The 17,671-nt window shown below is 61.1% G+C and carries 18 protein-coding genes; all 18 read left to right on the forward strand.

The features are described 5' to 3' along the window. Window positions 1-18 precede the first annotated feature (18 nt). The 18 genes from NY78_RS00260 to guaA all read left to right on the forward strand — a co-directional run bounded on the left by NY78_RS00260 (window position 19) and on the right by guaA (window position 17,669). A complete protein-coding gene (locus NY78_RS00260) occupies window positions 19-1,278 on the forward strand; it encodes a glutamate-5-semialdehyde dehydrogenase (protein WP_043630356.1) in 1,260 nt (419 codons plus the stop codon). A gap of 16 nt (window positions 1,279-1,294) precedes the next feature. Then, a complete protein-coding gene (gene nadD / locus NY78_RS00265) occupies window positions 1,295-1,978 on the forward strand; it encodes a nicotinate (nicotinamide) nucleotide adenylyltransferase (RefSeq protein ID WP_043630359.1) in 684 nt (227 codons plus the stop codon). A gap of 73 nt (window positions 1,979-2,051) precedes the next feature. Beyond that, complete coding sequence (locus tag NY78_RS00270; RefSeq protein WP_231583659.1) at window positions 2,052-3,203, forward strand: alginate O-acetyltransferase AlgX-related protein; 1,152 nt, start codon at window positions 2,052-2,054, stop codon at window positions 3,201-3,203. Between the two features lie 194 nt (window positions 3,204-3,397). Continuing rightward, window positions 3,398-4,459 carry a hemolysin family protein gene (locus NY78_RS00275; protein WP_043630364.1) on the forward strand — a complete coding sequence of 354 codons (1,062 nt, stop codon included), beginning with the start codon at window positions 3,398-3,400 and terminating at the stop codon, window positions 4,457-4,459. Window positions 4,460-4,483: 24 nt separating this feature from the next. Next, window positions 4,484-4,897, forward strand: a complete 414-nt coding sequence (locus tag NY78_RS00280) for a cytochrome c maturation protein CcmE (protein WP_043630365.1) — start codon at window positions 4,484-4,486, stop codon at window positions 4,895-4,897. Window positions 4,898-5,104: 207 nt separating this feature from the next. Beyond that, window positions 5,105-6,997 (forward strand): heme lyase CcmF/NrfE family subunit, encoded by a 1,893-nt coding sequence (locus tag NY78_RS00285; protein WP_043630367.1) that lies wholly within the window; start codon window positions 5,105-5,107, stop codon window positions 6,995-6,997. 9 nt (window positions 6,998-7,006) lie between these two features. Beyond that, complete coding sequence (ccmA, locus tag NY78_RS00290) at window positions 7,007-7,678, forward strand: heme ABC exporter ATP-binding protein CcmA (RefSeq protein ID WP_043630369.1); 672 nt, start codon at window positions 7,007-7,009, stop codon at window positions 7,676-7,678. Then, entirely contained in the window at window positions 7,672-8,349 is a 678-nt protein-coding gene (locus NY78_RS00295; protein ID WP_043630371.1) for a heme exporter protein CcmB, read from the forward strand. The genes ccmA and NY78_RS00295 overlap by 7 nt, the downstream gene beginning before the upstream one ends. A gap of 7 nt (window positions 8,350-8,356) precedes the next feature. After that, complete coding sequence (locus NY78_RS00300) at window positions 8,357-9,025, forward strand: cytochrome c biogenesis protein (protein WP_043630374.1); 669 nt, start codon at window positions 8,357-8,359, stop codon at window positions 9,023-9,025. A 3-nt stretch (window positions 9,026-9,028) separates the two neighbouring features. After that, the gene (locus tag NY78_RS23395) at window positions 9,029-9,169 is read left to right on the forward strand and encodes a CcmD family protein (RefSeq protein ID WP_082139832.1); all 141 of its coding nucleotides are present in this window, start codon (window positions 9,029-9,031) and stop codon (window positions 9,167-9,169) included. Then, the gene (locus NY78_RS00305) at window positions 9,156-9,761 is read left to right on the forward strand and encodes a tetratricopeptide repeat protein (protein ID WP_043630375.1); all 606 of its coding nucleotides are present in this window, start codon (window positions 9,156-9,158) and stop codon (window positions 9,759-9,761) included. The genes NY78_RS23395 and NY78_RS00305 overlap by 14 nt, the downstream gene beginning before the upstream one ends. Before the next feature lie 133 nt (window positions 9,762-9,894). Further along, a complete protein-coding gene (locus tag NY78_RS00310) occupies window positions 9,895-11,058 on the forward strand; it encodes an ABC transporter substrate-binding protein (protein WP_043630377.1) in 1,164 nt (387 codons plus the stop codon). 103 nt (window positions 11,059-11,161) lie between these two features. Continuing rightward, window positions 11,162-12,046 carry a branched-chain amino acid ABC transporter permease gene (locus NY78_RS00315; protein WP_043630379.1) on the forward strand — a complete coding sequence of 295 codons (885 nt, stop codon included), beginning with the start codon at window positions 11,162-11,164 and terminating at the stop codon, window positions 12,044-12,046. A gap of 48 nt (window positions 12,047-12,094) precedes the next feature. Further along, window positions 12,095-13,141, forward strand: coding sequence for a branched-chain amino acid ABC transporter permease (locus NY78_RS00320; RefSeq protein WP_043630382.1), 1,047 nt, complete (start codon window positions 12,095-12,097; stop codon window positions 13,139-13,141). 1 nt (window position 13,142) lies between these two features. Further along, window positions 13,143-13,928 carry an ABC transporter ATP-binding protein gene (locus NY78_RS00325; RefSeq protein WP_043630384.1) on the forward strand — a complete coding sequence of 262 codons (786 nt, stop codon included), beginning with the start codon at window positions 13,143-13,145 and terminating at the stop codon, window positions 13,926-13,928. Beyond that, window positions 13,921-14,628 carry an ABC transporter ATP-binding protein gene (locus NY78_RS00330; protein ID WP_043630386.1) on the forward strand — a complete coding sequence of 236 codons (708 nt, stop codon included), beginning with the start codon at window positions 13,921-13,923 and terminating at the stop codon, window positions 14,626-14,628. Before NY78_RS00325 ends, NY78_RS00330 begins: the two co-directional genes overlap by 8 nt. Window positions 14,629-14,659: 31 nt before the next feature. Beyond that, window positions 14,660-16,117, forward strand: a complete 1,458-nt coding sequence (guaB, locus tag NY78_RS00335; protein ID WP_043630389.1) for an IMP dehydrogenase — start codon at window positions 14,660-14,662, stop codon at window positions 16,115-16,117. Window position 16,118: 1 nt separating this feature from the next. Then, entirely contained in the window at window positions 16,119-17,669 is a 1,551-nt protein-coding gene (gene guaA, locus NY78_RS00340; RefSeq protein ID WP_043630391.1) for a glutamine-hydrolyzing GMP synthase, read from the forward strand. Window positions 17,670-17,671 lie beyond the last annotated feature (2 nt).

Raw genomic sequence — 17,671 nt, forward strand, 5'->3', positions numbered from 1 at the left:
ATACCTCTGGAGGTTTCGATGAGCGTTGCTGCCGAGATGGAGGGCATGGCCCGACGGGCCAGGGAAGCCTCCCGGGCTCTGGCTGCCGCCTCTGGTGCGGCCAAGGACGCCTTTTTATCGGCCCTGGCCGGGCTGTTGGAAACCCGGCGGGACGAAGTGCTGGCCGCCAATGCCGCAGATCTTGCCAAGGCCCAGGCCGCCGGCCTCGATGCGCCGCGTCTGGACCGCCTGACCCTGACCCCGGCCGTCATGGACGCCATGGCCAAGGCCTGCCGGGAAGTCATCGGCCTGCCTGATCCGGTCGGCGCCATCGAGTCCATGCGCCCCCGGCCCAATGGCCTGCTTGTCGGGCGGATGCGTGTGCCGCTCGGCGTTATCTGCATGATCTACGAATCCCGGCCAAACGTGACTATTGATGCGTCCATTCTGTGCCTCAAAGCCGGCAACGCCGTCATCTTGAAAGGCGGTTCCGAAGCCCTGGCTTCCAACCTGGCCCTGGCCGGGCTGCTGCGTCAGGCCCTGGCCGAGGCCGGCCTGCCTGAGGATGCGGCCCAACTTGTGCCGACAACCGACCGGGCTGCCGTGGCTGCTTTGTGCAAGCTTGACGAACTGATCGACGTCATGATCCCGCGCGGCGGCGAAGGGCTTATCCGGGCCGTCGTCTCCCAGGCCACCATGCCGGTGCTCAAGCATTACAAGGGCGTATGCCACGCTTATGTTGACGCCGGAGCCAACGAGGGGCAGGCCGAAACCGTGGTCGTCAATGCCAAGGCCCAACGGCCGGGCGTGTGCAACGCCTTGGAATGTTTGCTCGTCCACGTTGCCGCTGCCCCGACGTTTCTCCCAAGGGTAGGGCAGGCCCTGCGCCGGGCCGGGGTAGCCATGCGGGCCTGCCCGCGGGCCCTGCCGCTTCTGGGGGAGGGGGCTGTCGCTGCTTCGTCGGAAGATTTCGGCCATGAATTCCACGATCTCATTTTGGCCGTCAAAGTGGTGGATTCCATGGGAGAAGCCCTGGATCACATCCACCGCTATGGTTCGGGCCACACCGAGGTCATCCTCACCGAGGACCATGGCCGGGCCATGGACTTTCTGCGCCGGGCCGACGCCTCCATGGTCGGCATCAACTGTTCCACGCGTTTTAACGACGGCGGTGAACTGGGCCTGGGAGCCGAGATCGGCATCTCCACCTCCAAACTCCATGCCTACGGTCCCATGGGACTGGTGGAACTGACCAGCGCCAAATTCGTGGTGCTCGGCCAGGGACAAGTGCGCGGCTGACAGCGTGTTGCTGGGCATGTCCGGGCCTTTGACAGGCATTTTCGGCGGGACGTTTAATCCCGTCCATATCGCCCACGTGCGCGCCGCCATTGAAGTCGCCGAAGCTCTGGGGCTTGCCGGCGTCGAGCTGCTGCCGGCCGCCAGGCCACCGCATAAGGCCAGCGGGGCCTTGCTCGATTTTCCCTTGCGCCTAGCCTTGTGCCGGGCCGCCGTGGCCGGGCTGCCCGGGTTCTCCGTCAACCCCCTGGAGGGCGACCGCCCGGGACCGTCGTACACCTGCGACACCCTGGCCGCTTTGATGGCCAGTCGTCCGGGGGAACAGTTTTGTTTCATTCTCGGCATGGGCGATCTCATGTGCCTGCCTTCCTGGAAAAACGGCCTCGCCCTGGGGCAGTTGGCGCATCTGGCCGTTCATTCCCGGGCCGGGCAGGGCCTTGCCGATTTTTGCGCCTTTCTGGCCGACCACGCCGAGGCAATGGGAGCGTCTCCCACAACTGATCCGACGATCTGGACCTTGCCGGCCGACCGATACATACGTTACGTGCCGGTGCCGCGGCTCGACATCAGCGCCTCGGACATCCGGGAACGCTGGTGCCGCGGCAGACGCATCGACGGGCTGGTGAGCCAGTCCGTCCTGGCCGAACTCCTAACTCATGCGGACGCGCTCAATGCCGGCTGGGGCCGGCCCAACTCAGCGTGATCCCCGGACGTTTCCCTTGCAAAGCCGATTCACTTTCTTTCGTCGTACAATCTCGTGTCTGGCTGCCGTCCTGATGTTGACCATGCTGGCCCTGCCGACGCTTGACCGTGTTCTCCAGTTTGCCCCCAAGGGGATGCTGGCCGAATCGGATATGTCGCCGTTGCCGGAGGTGACCGCCAATCCGGCGTCCTGGGGGCGTTGGTTTAACTCCCTGCGGCACGGCTACCTCGACCATCGCTACAATCTGCGTAGCCAGCTTATTACCTGGAACAGCTACATGGACATCTTTGTCCTGGCCTCCACCATGCCGTCGTCGAAGGTGATGGCCGGCAAGGATCATTGGCTGTTTCTGGCCCAGGATGGAGCCTTCCGCAACGTCATCGAAGATGCCCGTTCCCCAGACGATCTGCCGGCAGTCTCAGTGGATATCTTAGTCAATGAGCTTGATCGCCGCCAGAAATGGCTTGAGGCCAGGGGTATTCGCTACCTGGTCATACTGACGCCCAACAAGAATTCCGTGTATCCGGAAATGTTGCCCGAATCCTTGCGCCCAAAACGTCTGTACAGCCACCGAGACCAGTTCGTAAAGGCTGTTCAATCCAGAACAAATGTCGATATCGTTGACGTTACTTCTGCTCTTGTTGAAGAAAAAAAGAATGATAAAGTCTTTTACATGACGGATAGCCATTGGAATGCGCACGGCGCATTTGCCGCTTACCGGCGCATTATGGATCATCTCGTGCGCGACTTTCCGGCCATTACCCCTCTTGACCACAATCAATTCCAGGTAGAACAGTATGCTTGGTTGCCGGGTGATCTCGCATTCATGATGGGGCTTTCCGATTATCTTAAGGAAGACCGGATCCTCTTTTTTAACAAGGAATGGTACAAAGCCCGTGGCACAACCTATGAAGGGCCTACGGACCCGGAATATTTCGAAGTTCCCCAATACTCGGTAACCGGCAATGCCAAGTTGCCCAATGCAGTGATTTTTCACGATTCCTTCTGGCTTGAACTCTTGCCGTTTATGGCCGAGTCCTTTGACAAAGCCCTTTACGTCTGGCTCAAACCCCAGACTGAATCGCATTTGCGCTTGTTTGACGCCGCCCTGATTGAGCGGGAAAAGCCTGATCTGGTCATCGATGAATTTACCGAGCGCTATATTCTTCCGCCCCTGCACGGGGGCTTCAAGCTTAAAAACGACACCAAGGCTGGGTCGGATTGATGCCCCCTGGCCGCTTTACAAGCGTCTGAAAATCCGTATAGAGAAACAACCACAGCAGTATTTCGCGGCCTAAGGCCACGAGGAGTCTTGTCCTTTCCCATGGAACACGATCCAGCCCCTTCCTCCCCGGACGACAATTTTTTCGCTTCTCTGAGCCCGGCTCCGTCCATTTTGTTTTCAGGGGCCGATAGCCAATGCTGACCTTGATCGTTGCCGTGGCTCTGGCGGTCATCCTGTCGGCGTTTTGTTCGATGAGCGAGGCGGCGCTGTACTCCGTGCCCTGGAGCTGGATCGAACGGCTGCGCAAGGATGGCCGGGCCTCCGGAGAGCTGCTCTATAGCCTGCGCTCCAATATCGAAAAGCCCATCACCGCCATCCTGACCCTCAACACCATCGCCAATACCGCCGGGGCAGCCGTGGCCGGCGCAGCCGCCTCCACGGTTTTCGGTTCCGATGACGTCTGGCTTTTTACTGCCGCCTTTACCGTAGTGATCCTGGCCCTTGGCGAGATCTTGCCCAAAACCGTGGGGGTCGCCTATTGCCGCCCGGTGTCTGTGCTGATCGCTGCGCCAATGAAATACATGATTCTGGCCTTGCTCCCCATCATCTGGGCCGGGGGGCTGCTGGCCAGACTGGTGGCCGGCAAACGCCGGGACCCCATGTCGTCGGAAGAGGATTTGCGGGCCGTGGTCAGCCTGACCCGGCGCGAGGGCATCATAAAACCGCTGGAAGAGCTTTCCATCAAAAACATCCTCTCCCTGGACCGCAAGGCCGCCAGCGACGCCATGACGCCGCGCACGGTGGTGTTTTCCCTGCCGGCCCAGATGACCGTGGCTGAGACCCACGCCCAGGGCAAAGGCGTGTGGCCCCACAGCCGCATCCCGGTCTACGACGCCGACGACCCGGAAAATATCGTTGGCATCGTCTATCGCCGCGAAGTCCTCGAAACCCTGGCCAACGACCATGACGACGTGCGCCTGTCCGATCTTATGAAACCGGTGCGCTTTGTTTTGGACACCATGACCCTGGACCGGGTCTTGGTTAAATTTCTGGAATCGCGTATGCATCTCTTCGTAGTGCTTGACGAGTACGGGGGCGTCTCCGGCGTCATCACCCTGGAAGATGTCCTGGAAGAGATTTTGGGCAAAGAAATCATTGACGAAACCGACCAGGTCGCCGACATGCGCGAACTGGCCCGGACCCGGCGCGAGGACCTCCTGCGCCAGCGTGCCCGGGACGACGCGCCCACGACCTAATCTTCAACCGAATCGGGTTTTGCCATGGCGAAAAAAAATAATACCCCTATGTATCTCGTGGCTTTGGCCCTGTTCCTCGGTGGCCTCGGCTATTTGTTGTATTCGGGACTTGGCGAGAATACCTCCTATTTCCTCAATGTGTCCGAGGCTCTGGCCATGCCGCCCAAAGAGCTTTCCAAGGCCCGCCTGTTTGGCACCGTGGCCGAGGCCGACTTGGCCCGCCCCGAAGATGACCTTGGCGTCAGTTTTAATCTCATCGACAAGGATCAGGTCACCAAGACCATCCGCGTCGATTTCCGGGGCGTGGTTCCCGATACCTTCAAGCCGGGCGTCGAGGTCATCGTGGAAGGGGGGGTCAATCCCGCCTCCGGCGTGTTCGCTGCGAGTACTCTTATGACCAAGTGCCCGTCGAAGTATCAGAAGGAAAACCGCGGCTAATCCATCGGTTCCATACTGGGCGTTTGGCTCTGGTCGGAAAGCCTAGCCGACCGGTGCCACCTGTTGCTTCCGTGCAACAGAGAAGCGGCGTCCCTACCCTGAATCAACTGCTACGAAACCGTTAGGAAGCCCCTTGCACTCGCTGCGACGCATTGCTGACAGACAAGCATTGTAGCGTGAAGGTTGGGCTGCACCATAGGAGTCCTGATGCACGTTACGGCATATTTTTCCCTGCTTGCCGCCATGATGCTGTGCCTTGCCGGATCTGTTACGGCGATGTTCGGCTTGTGGCGACGGGAATACGGACGGCTGGCCCTTATCGAGAAAGGGCATCTGTTGGCCACAGCCGCCGTGGTTTTGTCTTCGGCCATCCTGGTTGTGGCCCTGTGGCGTCGGGATTTTTCTTTCGTCTATGTGGCGGAATACACGGATACGCTCCTGCCGCTGTTTTACGCTTTGACGGCCTTCTGGGCCGGACAGGCCGGGTCGCTGCTCTTCTGGATGCTGGTGTTGGCCTTGTTTGGCGTGTGTTTCGCTCTCTCGCCGGCCTACAAAAGCCTGAGCGTCCCCACCCGCCACGCCTATTGGATGTTTTTTCTGGCTATTGAAGCCTTTTTCCTTCTGCTTCTGACCGGACCCACCAATCCGTTTCTGGAGGCGGTGCCACCGGTGCCCCAGGGCCGCGGACTCAATCCGTTGCTGCGAAATCCCGGCATGATCTTCCATCCGCCGCTGCTTTTCCTCGGCTATGCCGGATTTGCCATCCCGGCCTGTCTGGCCTTGGCCGCCTGGCTGGTGGGCGAGCAGGCGTCGTTTGCCGTGGCCGCCCGCAACACCACCATCCTGTCCTGGATCTTCCTGTCCGCCGGCATCATCCTTGGCGGCTGGTGGTCCTACATGGAACTGGGCTGGGGCGGCTACTGGGCCTGGGACCCGGTGGAAAACGCTTCGCTTATTCCGTGGTTGGTGAGCACGGCCTTTCTGCACACCTCCATTGTCGAGCGCCGGACCAAGGCCCTGGCCAAGACCAATGTGGCCCTGGCTGTGGTCACCTTCGTCTCCTGCATCCTGGGCACCTACCTTGTGCGCAGCGGGGTGGTCGAATCGCTGCACGCCTTTGGCGAGGGCGGCGTTGGCGGACCGCTGCTCCTGTTCATGCTGTTTTCCCTGGTTATCCTGGCCGCCGTACTGGTGGCCGGCGCGCCGTTTTTTGTTGATCGCGTCAAGCCCCTGGCCGGGCTGATGAGCGTGCCGGGCTTTCTGGTCATTTTGGCCTGGCTCATGCTTGCCCTGTCTGCCGTCGTATTCCTGGGCACGCTGTGGCCGGTCATCAGCAAACTGTGGAGCGCCAATCCGGTCGGTCTGGATGCCGGCTTCTACAACCGGGTGTGCCTGCCGCTGTTCGCCCTGGCTACGGCGCTGGTTGCCTTCTGTCCGCTCCTGTCCTGGAGCGAGGGCGTGCGCGACAAGGCCGGTCTGGGCGTGGCCGTGGGCGCGTTTGTCGGCGGCGGCGTCATCCTCTACGGCCTGGGCATCCGCCTGCCTGTGCCGCTTTTTGCCTCTGCCGCCTCCATCGCGGCCATGGCCACGGTGGCCTATGTTTTCCTCCGCCAGCGCCACGCCCGAAGCCGGGCCGGTGCCCTGGGCGCATACAGTGTCCACCTTGGGTTGGCCCTGGTCACCCTGGGCATCGCCTTTTCCGGTCCCTACCAGCTCAGCCAGGAAGCCGTGCTCATGCCCGGGCGCACCATGGAAATCGGCGGCTTTACGCTGACTTATAAGGACCTCGAACTGGAACGAAACGAAGCCGTGTCCATCAGCCGGGCCGTCATCGACGTCAGCCGCAGCGGCAAGCCCGTTGGCGTTTTGACTCCGGAACGGCGCATCTACACCGGCTTTGAGCAGCCCTTTGCCGAAGTCTCCACCATCCCGAGCTTTGGCGACGAACTCTATGCCACGCTCATAAGCTCCACCGACAAAAAGGCGGCCAGCCTCAAGGTCAGCGTCAATCCGCTGGTCAACTGGGTCTGGATCGGCGGCACCCTTATGTGTCTGGCTCCGTTCCTGAGTCTTCGCCGCCTGCGGGCCAAGGCAGAGTAGGGCGGGGGTATGGCCGAGGCAGTCTTGACGCTTCGCCGGGTGAGCCGTTTTTACGGCGAACGGGCGGTCCTTCGAAACATCGACGTGGCCTTGCTGCCTGGGCAGGCCCTGCTGGTGGTCGGTCCCAACGGCGCCGGCAAATCGACCCTGCTGCGGCTGGTGGCCGGGCTCTTGCCGCCAAGCGAGGGTGACATCGAAACCGGCTTGGCCCCTGGAGAGATCGGCTACCTCGGCCACAAAACGCTCATTTACCCAAAACTGACGGCCCGGGCCAATCTGGCCTTTTGGCAGGCCATGTTCGGCCTGCCCCGCGACGACGGCCCCATCGAGGCGGTCCTGGCCCGGGTGGGGCTCTCCCGGTTTGCCGACGAGGAAGCCGGGGTCTTTTCCCGGGGCATGTCCCAACGCCTGAGTCTGGCCCGGGTCTTTCTGACCGGACCGCGCCTGTTGCTGCTGGACGAACCGGCCTCGGGACTTGATCCGGGATCGGCCGAAATGCTTCGCCGGGAGATTCGGGCAGCAGCCGATGCCGGGGCTTCGGTGGTCTGGGTCAGCCACAATGTGGTCGCCGATCTGCCGGTGTGCGACCGGGTGCTGCTCCTTCGCGGCCACCGGGTAGCCTATGACGGCGCAGCCGGTGATTTCGATGTTTTGGGGCTGGCCGGGGAGACCGCGTGTTAGGCGCGGCCTTGGCCATCGCCAGGAAGGACCTGCGTCTGGCCTTGTCCGGAGCCCAGGGACTGGTCCAGACCGTGCTGTTGGGACTGTTGCTCATCTTTATCATGAGCCTGTCGCGCGAACCCGGGGAGATGTCGCCGCCGCTGGCTGCTGCCGCCATCTTTTGGCTGGCCACGGCCTTTGGTCAGGTGCTCGTGTTCAATTTCCTCTATGGCCTGGAAGAGGCCGAAGGGGCGCGCCTGGGCTTGCTCTTGTCGCCGGCGCCGACCCAGGCCGTGTGGCTGGGCAAGGCGGTTGCCGGCTGGGTGTTGCTTTTTTGCTGCCAGATGGTATTCGCCCCGGCAGCCGTGGCCTTCCTGGGCCAGTCCGTGGCCGGATCCTTTGGCATGGGTCTTGTCGTTGTGGCTGCTGTGGACTGGGGGCTGTGCGCCCTGGGATCGCTTCTGGGCGCGCTTTCCGTTGGCCGCTCATCGCGCGAATCGCTTTTGACCGTGATCCTTTTCCCGCTGCTCATCCCGGCCCTTTTGGCCGGCATCCGGTTGCTGGAGACGGTGATCTCGGGACGGGGAATGGAATCCGTCGGGGCCTGGACCGGAACCGTGGTGGCGTTTGACGCCGTATTCACCGCTGCCGCCCTGGTCCTTTTTCCCTTTCTTTATACCGGCGAGGAATAGGCATCCCATGATCCGCATATGCGCCCTGGCCGCTGTGGCCCTTTCGATCCTGGCCCAGTACGCCATCTGGTTTTACGCCCCGGTGGAACAGACCATGGGCGAGGTCCAGAAGATTTTTTATACCCACATGCCCATGGCTTGGTGGTCGCTCGTGAGTTTTTTTGTCGTGTTTGTCGCTTCCATCCTTTATCTGGCCAAACGCCGGGACGCCTATGCCCGACTGGCCGGGGCGGCTGCCGAACTCGGCGTCTTGATGTCCGGTCTGGCCCTGGCCACGGGCATGTGCTGGGCCAAGCCCATCTGGGGCGTCTGGTGGACCTGGGACCCCCGGCTGACCACCACCCTGGTCATGTGGTTCGTGTACGCAGCCTATCTGCTTCTGCGAGCCTCTGACGTCGGCGGACAGCGCAAGGACACAGTGCTGGCCGTCCTTGGCGTGGTGGCCTTTCTTGATGTGCCCTTGGTCTTTATCTCGGCTCGCTACTGGAGAAGCATCCACCCGGCCGTCCTTGGCTCCCAGGGCGGCGGCATGGAACCCGAAATGTGGCTGGCCATGGCGGCCAACCTCGTGGCCATGGGCCTTTTGTGGCTGGCTTTGCTTCTTGTCCGCACCAAACAACTCGCCGCCGGCGCGGCTGTCACAGCCCTTTTGCGCCACGGCTCCACAAGGAATTAAGTCATGGGGAAGGAAGTCTATCTGTTTGCGGCCAACGTCCTGGTCTGGGTGGGCATCGGCTGCTACGTGGCTTTTTTGGCAACCTCCCAAACGCGTCTGGAACGGCGTCTCAAACGCCTGGAGATTTTAAATGACGACAACTAAAGAGAGCCAAGGCCCGAACGCCTCGGGCCGTATGGTCCTTGCTTTTCTGGCCTTTTCCCTGGTTATCATCTTTGCCGCCTCGTTTATCTACCGCATGGAACGTCCGTCGCTTGAAGTGCAGCAGAAAAAAGGGCAGGGCGGGATGCCCCAGGGCATGGATTCGGCCATGAACGGTCCCATGCGCGAAGTGATGGAACTGATGCAGAAATTGCAGGAAAACCCGGATGATCCGGGCCTGCAAATGGCCATGGCCGAGCGTTTCATGTCCATGGGATCGTTTGAACGAGCCAAGGCCTTTTTGGACAAATTGGTCAAGGTCCGCCCGGACGATCCGGATGTGCTTAACGCTTTGGGCGTAGTCCGGTATAACATGAATGATCTGGAAGGGGCCAAGGCCGCCTTCGAGGCCATCCTGGCCAAGGATGCCGAGGATTACCGGGCGCGGTTTAATCTGGGACTTTTGTACAAATATGCCCTGGGAGACCCGCAAAAGGCCAAAGAAGCCCTTTCGGCCGTCATTGCTTCGCCGAAAACCGATCCTGAGACCCGAAAGACCGCCCAGACCGAACTTGAAGCGAAACCGGGTTCGTAAGCGAGATTGCTTTTCATGTCGTTTTAGTGAATGTTGCCGCGTAACGCGACCGTACCCAATCCGGGTCGGCGACGCCGTCGCCCGGAAACCGTGCCCCGATAGTCCCTTGCAACCATAACGGGAGGAAGACTCGATGTTTGGCAGGAAATTGACCCGGTCAACCCTGTTCGCTGCCGCCCTGGCCCTTGGCCTTGCCGCCGGCCCGGCTGCTGCTGCCGACACCATCAAGATTGCTGTGCCTTCGCCGTTTACCGGCAGCGCTGCCGGGTATGGTGAAAACGTCAAGGCCGGCGTCATGCTCAAGCTCGAAGAGATCAATGCCGCCGGCGGCATAAACGGCAAGAAGCTCGAAGCCGTCTACCTCGATGAGCAGTGCGAACCCCGTGAGGCCGCCACGGTTTCCTCCTCCATCGTCAATGATCCCGATATTGTCGGCATCGTCGGCCACCTGTGCTCTTCGGCCCACCTGGCCGGCCTGCCCGCCTACGTGCGCGAAGGCATCGCCGCCATCACGCCCACGGCCACCAACATCACCATCTCTTCCAAAAGCAAGGACGATGCCGGCAAGGCCTGGTCGTTTAGAAACGTCTACCGCGACGATTTCCAGGGCAAGTTCCTGGCTGATTACACCGACAAGGTGCTGGGGCTTAAAAAGGTCGCCGTGTTCTACGAGAACAACGACTACGGCATCGGCCTGAAAGACGCCTTTATCAAGGAAGCCAAGACCCTGGGACTGACCATCGTCGGCGAGGAAGCCTACAAGAAGGGTGATCAGGACTACACGCCCCAGCTGACCAAGATCAAGGGCGCGGCTCCCGAGGCCATGTTCATTGCCGGTTACTATCCCGAAGGCGCGCTGATTGCCGACCAGTCCAAAAAGATCGGCCTCAACATCCCCAAGATGGGTGCTGACGGCTTTGACAACGCCGACTACGTCAAACTTGGCGGCGCGGCGGTGGAAAACACCTACCTGACTGCTCCCTTCCTGGTCGAGACTGCCGGCGCCGACGCCAAAAAGTTCATCGACGCCTTCAAGGCCAAGTATAACCGCGACGTCGACTGGATGAGCGCCAATGCCTACGATGCTACCGGCATCATGGCCGAAGCCATTGCCAAAGCCGGGGCCGACCGGACCAAGATCCGCGACTATCTGGCCGGCCTGAGCAGCCCCGAAAAGGGCTATAAGGGCGTCACCGGCGTGAACTACTTTGACGCCAACGGCGACTGCTTGAAGCCCGCCTATGTCAAAGTGGTCAAGGACGGCAAGTTCGTCCCCGCCCCCAAGCAGATGAACTAGGCGGCCGTTACCGGAACACCGAGCGCGAACAGGCTGGACACCCTCCAGCCTGTTCGCGCTTGAAAGCCCAACCACTTCACGTCAAACCGCCTCGGAGCAGACGTTGCTCGAACAACAGCTCGTTAATGGGTTCACTCTGGGCCTTATATACGCACTCATAGCCGTGGGTTACACCATGGTTTACGGCGTCATTGAGCTTATCAATTTCGCTCACGGCGAAATCTATATGCTTGGGGCTTTTCTGACCCTGTCGTTTATTTCCCTGGGACTGCCGTTGCCTGTTGCCGTCCTGTTGGCCATGCTGGCTGCCGCCGCCATCGGCGTGCTGCTCGACATCGTCGCCTACCGGCCGCTTCGCGAAGCCCCCCGATTGGCCGCGCTCATTACCGCCATCGGCATGTCCATCTTTTTGCAAAACCTGGCCATGATCATCTGGGGCAGCCGGCCGCTGCCTTTTCCCAAACAGGCCATTCCCGCCTTTTTCAATGAACCGGCCCTGACCTTTTCCGATGTGACCATCTCCTGGATGCAGGTGATCATTTATGCCGTGGCTGTCGCCCTCATGGTGGGGCTTAACCTGATCATCACCAAAACCCGCGTGGGCACCGCCATGCGCGCCCTGGCCCAGAACCAGACGGCTGCCGCGCTTATGGGCATCAACGTCAACCGGGTCATCACCTTCACCTTTGCCCTGGGTTCGGCCATGGGAGCCATGGCCGGCATCATGGTGTCCATGTATTACAACACCATGTATCCCACCATGGGCTATCTGGCCGGGGTCAAGGCCTTTGCCGCCGCTGTACTCGGCGGCATCGGCTCAGTGCCCGGGGCCATGCTTGGCGGCGTGGTGCTCGGCATCGCCGAGACCCTCGGCGCGGGCTATATCTCCTCGCCCTACCGCGACGGGGTGGCCTACGCGGTCATGATCCTGGTCATCATCTTCCGTCCCTCGGGCCTGCTCGGCCGGGCCGTGACGGACAAGGCGTAGCAACCGGCGGCCGGTTCGACCGGCGGCCTCGAACAGATCGGAAGACACATGCGCGGCGCTGCAAACACACTGAAATACCTGCTTCTGGCGGCGGCCCTGGCCTATCCCCTGATGCCTTTCCGGGATATCTATGTCCTGCACGTCCTGGTCCTGATCATGGTTTACATGGTCCTGGCCATGGGGCTTAATATTCTCCCCGGATTCTGCGGCCTGCTCGATCTCGGGTTCGTCGGCTTCTACGGCATCGGGGCCTACACGGCCGGACTCCTCACAGTCCAATACAACATGTCTTTTTGGCTGATCGTCCCCTTGGCGGTTATAAACGGGGCGCTTTTCGGGATGCTTCTTGGCGCGCCCACGCTTCGACTGGTGGGGGACTATTTTGCCATTGTCACCTTCGGTTTTTCCGAGCTGGTGGTGCTTTTTCTTACCAATGAAATCTGGTTGACCCGGGGCCCGCTGGGCATCCCCGGCATCGCCCCCATCTCCCTGGACGTCACCTGGCTGGCCGCGCTCTTGGGCATTGACGAGCGCTGGCGCTACGTCTTTCGCGGCGAAATGCCATACTATTATCTGGCCATGGTCATGGTGTCCCTGGTCTATCTGGTCATGCGCCGGGTGGAGGATTCACGTCTGGGCCGGGCCTGGCTGGCCATCCGGGAAGACCCCATGGCCGCAGCCTCCTGCGGGGTGAATCTTTTCGCCTACAAGGTCATTGCCTTTGCCGTGTCCACCGGGATCGGCGCTCTGGCCGGAGCCTTCCTGGCCCGCTGGACCCAGTTTTTGTCGCCGGATATGTTCAAATTCTGGGAATCGTTCCTGGTCCTTTGCATGGTGGTGCTTGGCGGACTGGGCAACATCAAGGGGGCCTTGGTCGGCTCGGTCATCCTGATTGCTCTGGGCGAGGTGCTGCGGGTCATTCTGCCCAAGCTCGGACTGCCGGCTGAAACCCGCTTTCTGGTCTATGGCCTGATCATGGTGCTCATCATGCGTTTCCGACCCAACGGCATTTTCACCCAGGTGGCGGAATCGACCATGCAAAGCCAACTGATAAAGGATCTGCGCGCCCGGCTGGATGCGCGTCGGACGGCGTAATATGGATGCGATACTTACTGTAGACAGCGTCAGCAAGCGCTTCGGCGGCCTCATGGCCTTAAGCGACGTCTCGTTTGCCGTGGAGCGTGGGGCGATTACCGGCCTTATTGGTCCCAACGGCGCAGGCAAGACCACGATGTTTAACTGTGTGGCCGGCATTTACACCCCGACCGACGGCCGCATCCTCTTTGCCGGCGACACCGGGGAGCGCAACGTGGCCGGCAACAAGCCTGAACGCATGACTGCCCTGGGCGTGGCCCGGACGTTTCAGAATATCCGGCTTTTTTCTTCGCTGACCGTGCTCGACAACGTGCGCATCGCCCGCCACTGCCGCACCGCGGCCAATTTTTTTGGCGCGGTCCTGCGGACCAAGTCCCAGCGGGCCGAAGAGCAGCGGATTATAGACGCGGCCATGGACAACCTTGATTTCGTGGGGCTTGGCCAAGCCGCTCTGTCTGCGGCGTCAAGTCTGTCCTATGGCGATCAGCGCCGTCTGGAAATCGCCCGGGCGCTGGCCACGGACCCCAAGCTCCTGCTGCTCGACGAGCCCGCCGCCGGCATGAACCCCAGGGAGACCGAAGCCCTGGTCGATCTTATCCACGCCATCCTCGGGCGCAGCGTGACTGTTGTGCTGATCGAACACGACATGAAGCTCGTCATGCGTATCTGCAAGCGGTTGGTGGTCCTTGACCACGGCGTCAAGATTGCCGACGGCTCCCCCCAGGACGTGCGGACCAACCCTGATGTTATCGAGGCCTACCTTGGCAAGGGTGCGGCACATGCTTAAACTGTCCGGCATTGAATCCTATTACGGCAATATTCAGGCCCTCAAAGGCGTCTCCCTGCACATCAACCAGGGCGAGATCGTCACCCTGATTGGAGCCAATGGCGCCGGCAAAACCACCACGCTCATGAGCATTTCCGGGGTGGTCCAGCCCAGGCAGGGCAGGGTGGAATTTCTTGGCGATGAAACCACGCACCTTTCTACTGAGCGCATCGTGTCCCTTGGCATTACCCAGGTACCCGAAGGCCGCATGATTTTCCCCCGACTCACCGTGCGGGAAAACCTGCTCATGGGAGCGTATCTGCGAAAAGACAAGGCCGGTATTCGCGCGGATGAGGACCATTCCTACACCCTTTTCCCGGTCCTGCGCGAGCGGCGTAATCAGATGGGGGGGACCCTCTCGGGCGGCGAGCAGCAGATGCTGGCCATCGGACGGGCGCTTCTGGCCCGGCCCAAACTCCTGCTGCTGGATGAGCCGTCCCTGGGATTGGCTCCTTTGGTGGTGGAGAATATTTTCGAAATCATTGAGCAGATCAACAAAGACGGCGTAACGGTCTTACTTGTGGAGCAGAATGCCCAGATGGCGCTGCAAATCGCCCATCGCGGCTATGTCCTGGAAACCGGCCGCGTGACCCTGGAGGGACCGGCCGGCGACCTCTTAGACGATCCCAAGGTGCGTTCCGCCTACCTCGGCCTGGACTAGGCCGACCCATAACCCGGACGGAGATTGCGATATGGAGAAAGTCATTAATTTCGGCCTCACTTTTGACGATGTTTTGCTTGTGCCGGCCTATTCGGAAGTGCTGCCCGATCAGGCCGACGTGTCCTCGTGGCTGACCCCGGACATCAAGCTCAACATCCCCCTTGTCAGTGCCGCCATGGACACGGTCACCGAGTCGCGCATGGCCATCCAGCTGGCCCGAAGCGGCGGGGTGGGCGTGGTGCACAAGAACATGTCCATTGCCCAGCAGCGCCTCGAAGTGGAAAAGGTCAAGAAGTCCGAATCCGGCATGATCATTTCCCCCATCACCGTGGACCCGGCCATGACCGTGGAACAGGCCTTGCGGGTTATGAGCGAATACAGCATCTCCGGCCTGCCGGTGGTTGACGGCGACACCCTGGTCGGCATTGTCACCAACCGCGACGTGCGTTTCGTCAAGGACTCGGTCACAACCGTCGGGCAGGTCATGACGAGTGAAAACCTCGTCACCGTTCCCGTGGGCACCACCCTTGAGGAAGCCAAGTACCACCTGCACGCCAACCGCATCGAAAAACTGCTCGTCGTTGACGACAACAACAAGCTGCGCGGCCTCATTACCATCAAGGACATCGAAAAAATCCGCAAATACCCCAATTCCTGCAAGGACAGCCTGGGGCGGTTGCGGGTCGGTGCGGCCATTGGTGTCGGCGGCGACCGTAGCGAGCGGGTCCAGGCCCTGCTTGATGCGGGCGCGGACTTCCTGGTCCTTGATTCCGCCCACGGCCATTCCAAAAATATCCTGGATTCCATCCGGGCCATCAAGGTCGATTATCCCGACTGCCAGTTGATTGCCGGCAACGTCGGCACCTACGACGGGGCCAAGGCGCTCATCGCCGCTGGAGCCGACGCCGTCAAAGTCGGCATCGGGCCGGGCTCCATCTGTACGACGCGGGTGGTTGCCGGCGTGGGTGTGCCCCAGGTCACGGCCATCATGGAAGCGGCCCGGGCCTGCCGCGAGACCGGTAAGCGCATCGTAGCCGACGGCGGCGTCAAGTTCTCCGGTGACATCGTCAAGGCCATTGCCTCGGGCGGCGATACCGTCATGATGGGCGGTCTGTTTGCCGGCACCGAGGAAAGCCCCGGCGAGACCATTTTGTACCAGGGCCGCACCTACAAGATCTACCGGGGCATGGGTTCCATCGACGCCATGCGCGACGGCAGCTCGGACCGCTACTTCCAAGAAAAGACCAATAAGCTCGTCCCAGAAGGCATTGTCGGCCGGGTGCCGTTTAAAGGCCCGGTCACCGAGAGCCTGTACCAGCTCGTCGGCGGCCTGCGTTCGGGCATGGGCTACTGCGGCTGTGCCTCCGTCGAAGAGTTGCAGCAAAAGGCCCAGTTCGTGCGCATCTCGCCGGCCGGCCTGCGCGAGAGCCATGTCCACGACGTGATCATCACCAAGGAAGCCCCCAACTACCGCGTGGAGACCTACTAATATGCTCCAGCCAGACAAAGTCGTCATTCTCGACTTCGGTTCCCAATACACCCAGCTCATCGCCCGCCGGGTGCGCGAAGCCGGCGTGTATTCGGAAATTCATCCCTGTACCGTCACCGCCGCTGAAGTGGCGGCCATGGCTCCCAAGGCCGTCATTCTTTCGGGCGGACCGTCCAGCGTCACCGACGCCGATGCGCCGCCCTTTGATCCGGCCGTCTTCACCCTGGGCCTGCCCACGCTTTGCATCTGCTACGGGATGCAGCTCTTGGCCCACCACCAGCCCGGGGGTACGGTTGCCGCCTCCACGGACCGGGAATACGGCCGGGCCGATCTGGAAGTGCTGGCCAATGTGCCGCTGTTTGCCGGTTTACCGGAAAAATCCAGCCATATCGTGTGGATGTCCCACGGCGACAAAGTGACCACGCCCCCCGCCGGCTTTGTCGTGGCAGCGCGCACTAAAAACGTGGACATCGCCGCCCTGGCCGACGTTAAGCGGCGCATCTATGCCTTGCAATTCCATCCCGAGGTGGCCCACACCGAGGACGGCGAGCGCATCCTGCACAACTTCCTGTTTGACATTGCCGGCCTGACCACGGGCTGGACCATGTCGAGCTTTCTGGAAACCGAGCTGGCCGCGCTGACCGCCAAAGTCGGCGACGACGAGGTGGTTTGCGCCTTGTCCGGCGGCGTGGACTCCACCGTGGTTGCCGTCATGCTCCACAAGGCCATCGGCAAGAAGCTCCACTGCATCTTCGTCGACAACGGGTTGTTGCGCCTGGGCGAAGGTGAGGAAGTAGCGGCCTACCTACGCGAACATTTTGACTTGAATCTCCATTACATCCAGGCCTCCAAGCTTTTCCTCGACAAGTTGGCCGGGGTGACCGACCCGGAGGAGAAGCGCAAGATCATCGGCCGCACGTTTATCGAGGTTTTCGAGGTCGAAGCGGCCAAGCTGCCCAAAGTCAAGTATCTGGCCCAGGGGACGCTTTATCCCGACGTCATCGAGTCCGTGTCCTTCAAGGGACCCTCGGCCGTCATCAAGAGCCACCACAATGTGGGCGGGCTGCCTGAGATCATGAAGCTTGAGCTGATCGAGCCGCTGCGCGAACTGTTCAAGGACGAAGTGCGCAAGGTGGCGGTGGAGCTCGGGATGCCCGATTTCATCATCTGGCGGCATCCTTTCCCCGGTCCGGGCCTGGCCATCCGCATCATTGGCGAAGTCACCGAGGAACGGCTTGAGATTTTACGGCGAACGGATAAGATCGTGCAGAACGAACTTCTGGCTTCCGGCTGGTACCGCAAGGTCTGGCAGGGCTTTGCCGTTTTGCTGCCGCTTAAAACCGTCGGGGTCATGGGCGACGGCCGGACCTACGAAAACGTGGCCGCCATCCGGGTGGTGGACAGCCTCGACGCCATGACGGCGGACTGGAGCCGGGTGCCTTCGGAAATCCTGGCCGTCATGTCCAACCGCATCATCAACGAGGTCAAGGGCGTCAACCGCGTGGTGTTTGACATTTCGTCCAAACCGCCAGCGACCATCGAGTGGGAATAGTC

This window comes from Desulfovibrio sp. TomC (assembly GCF_000801335.2).
Lineage (GTDB): Bacteria > Desulfobacterota > Desulfovibrionia > Desulfovibrionales > Desulfovibrionaceae > Solidesulfovibrio.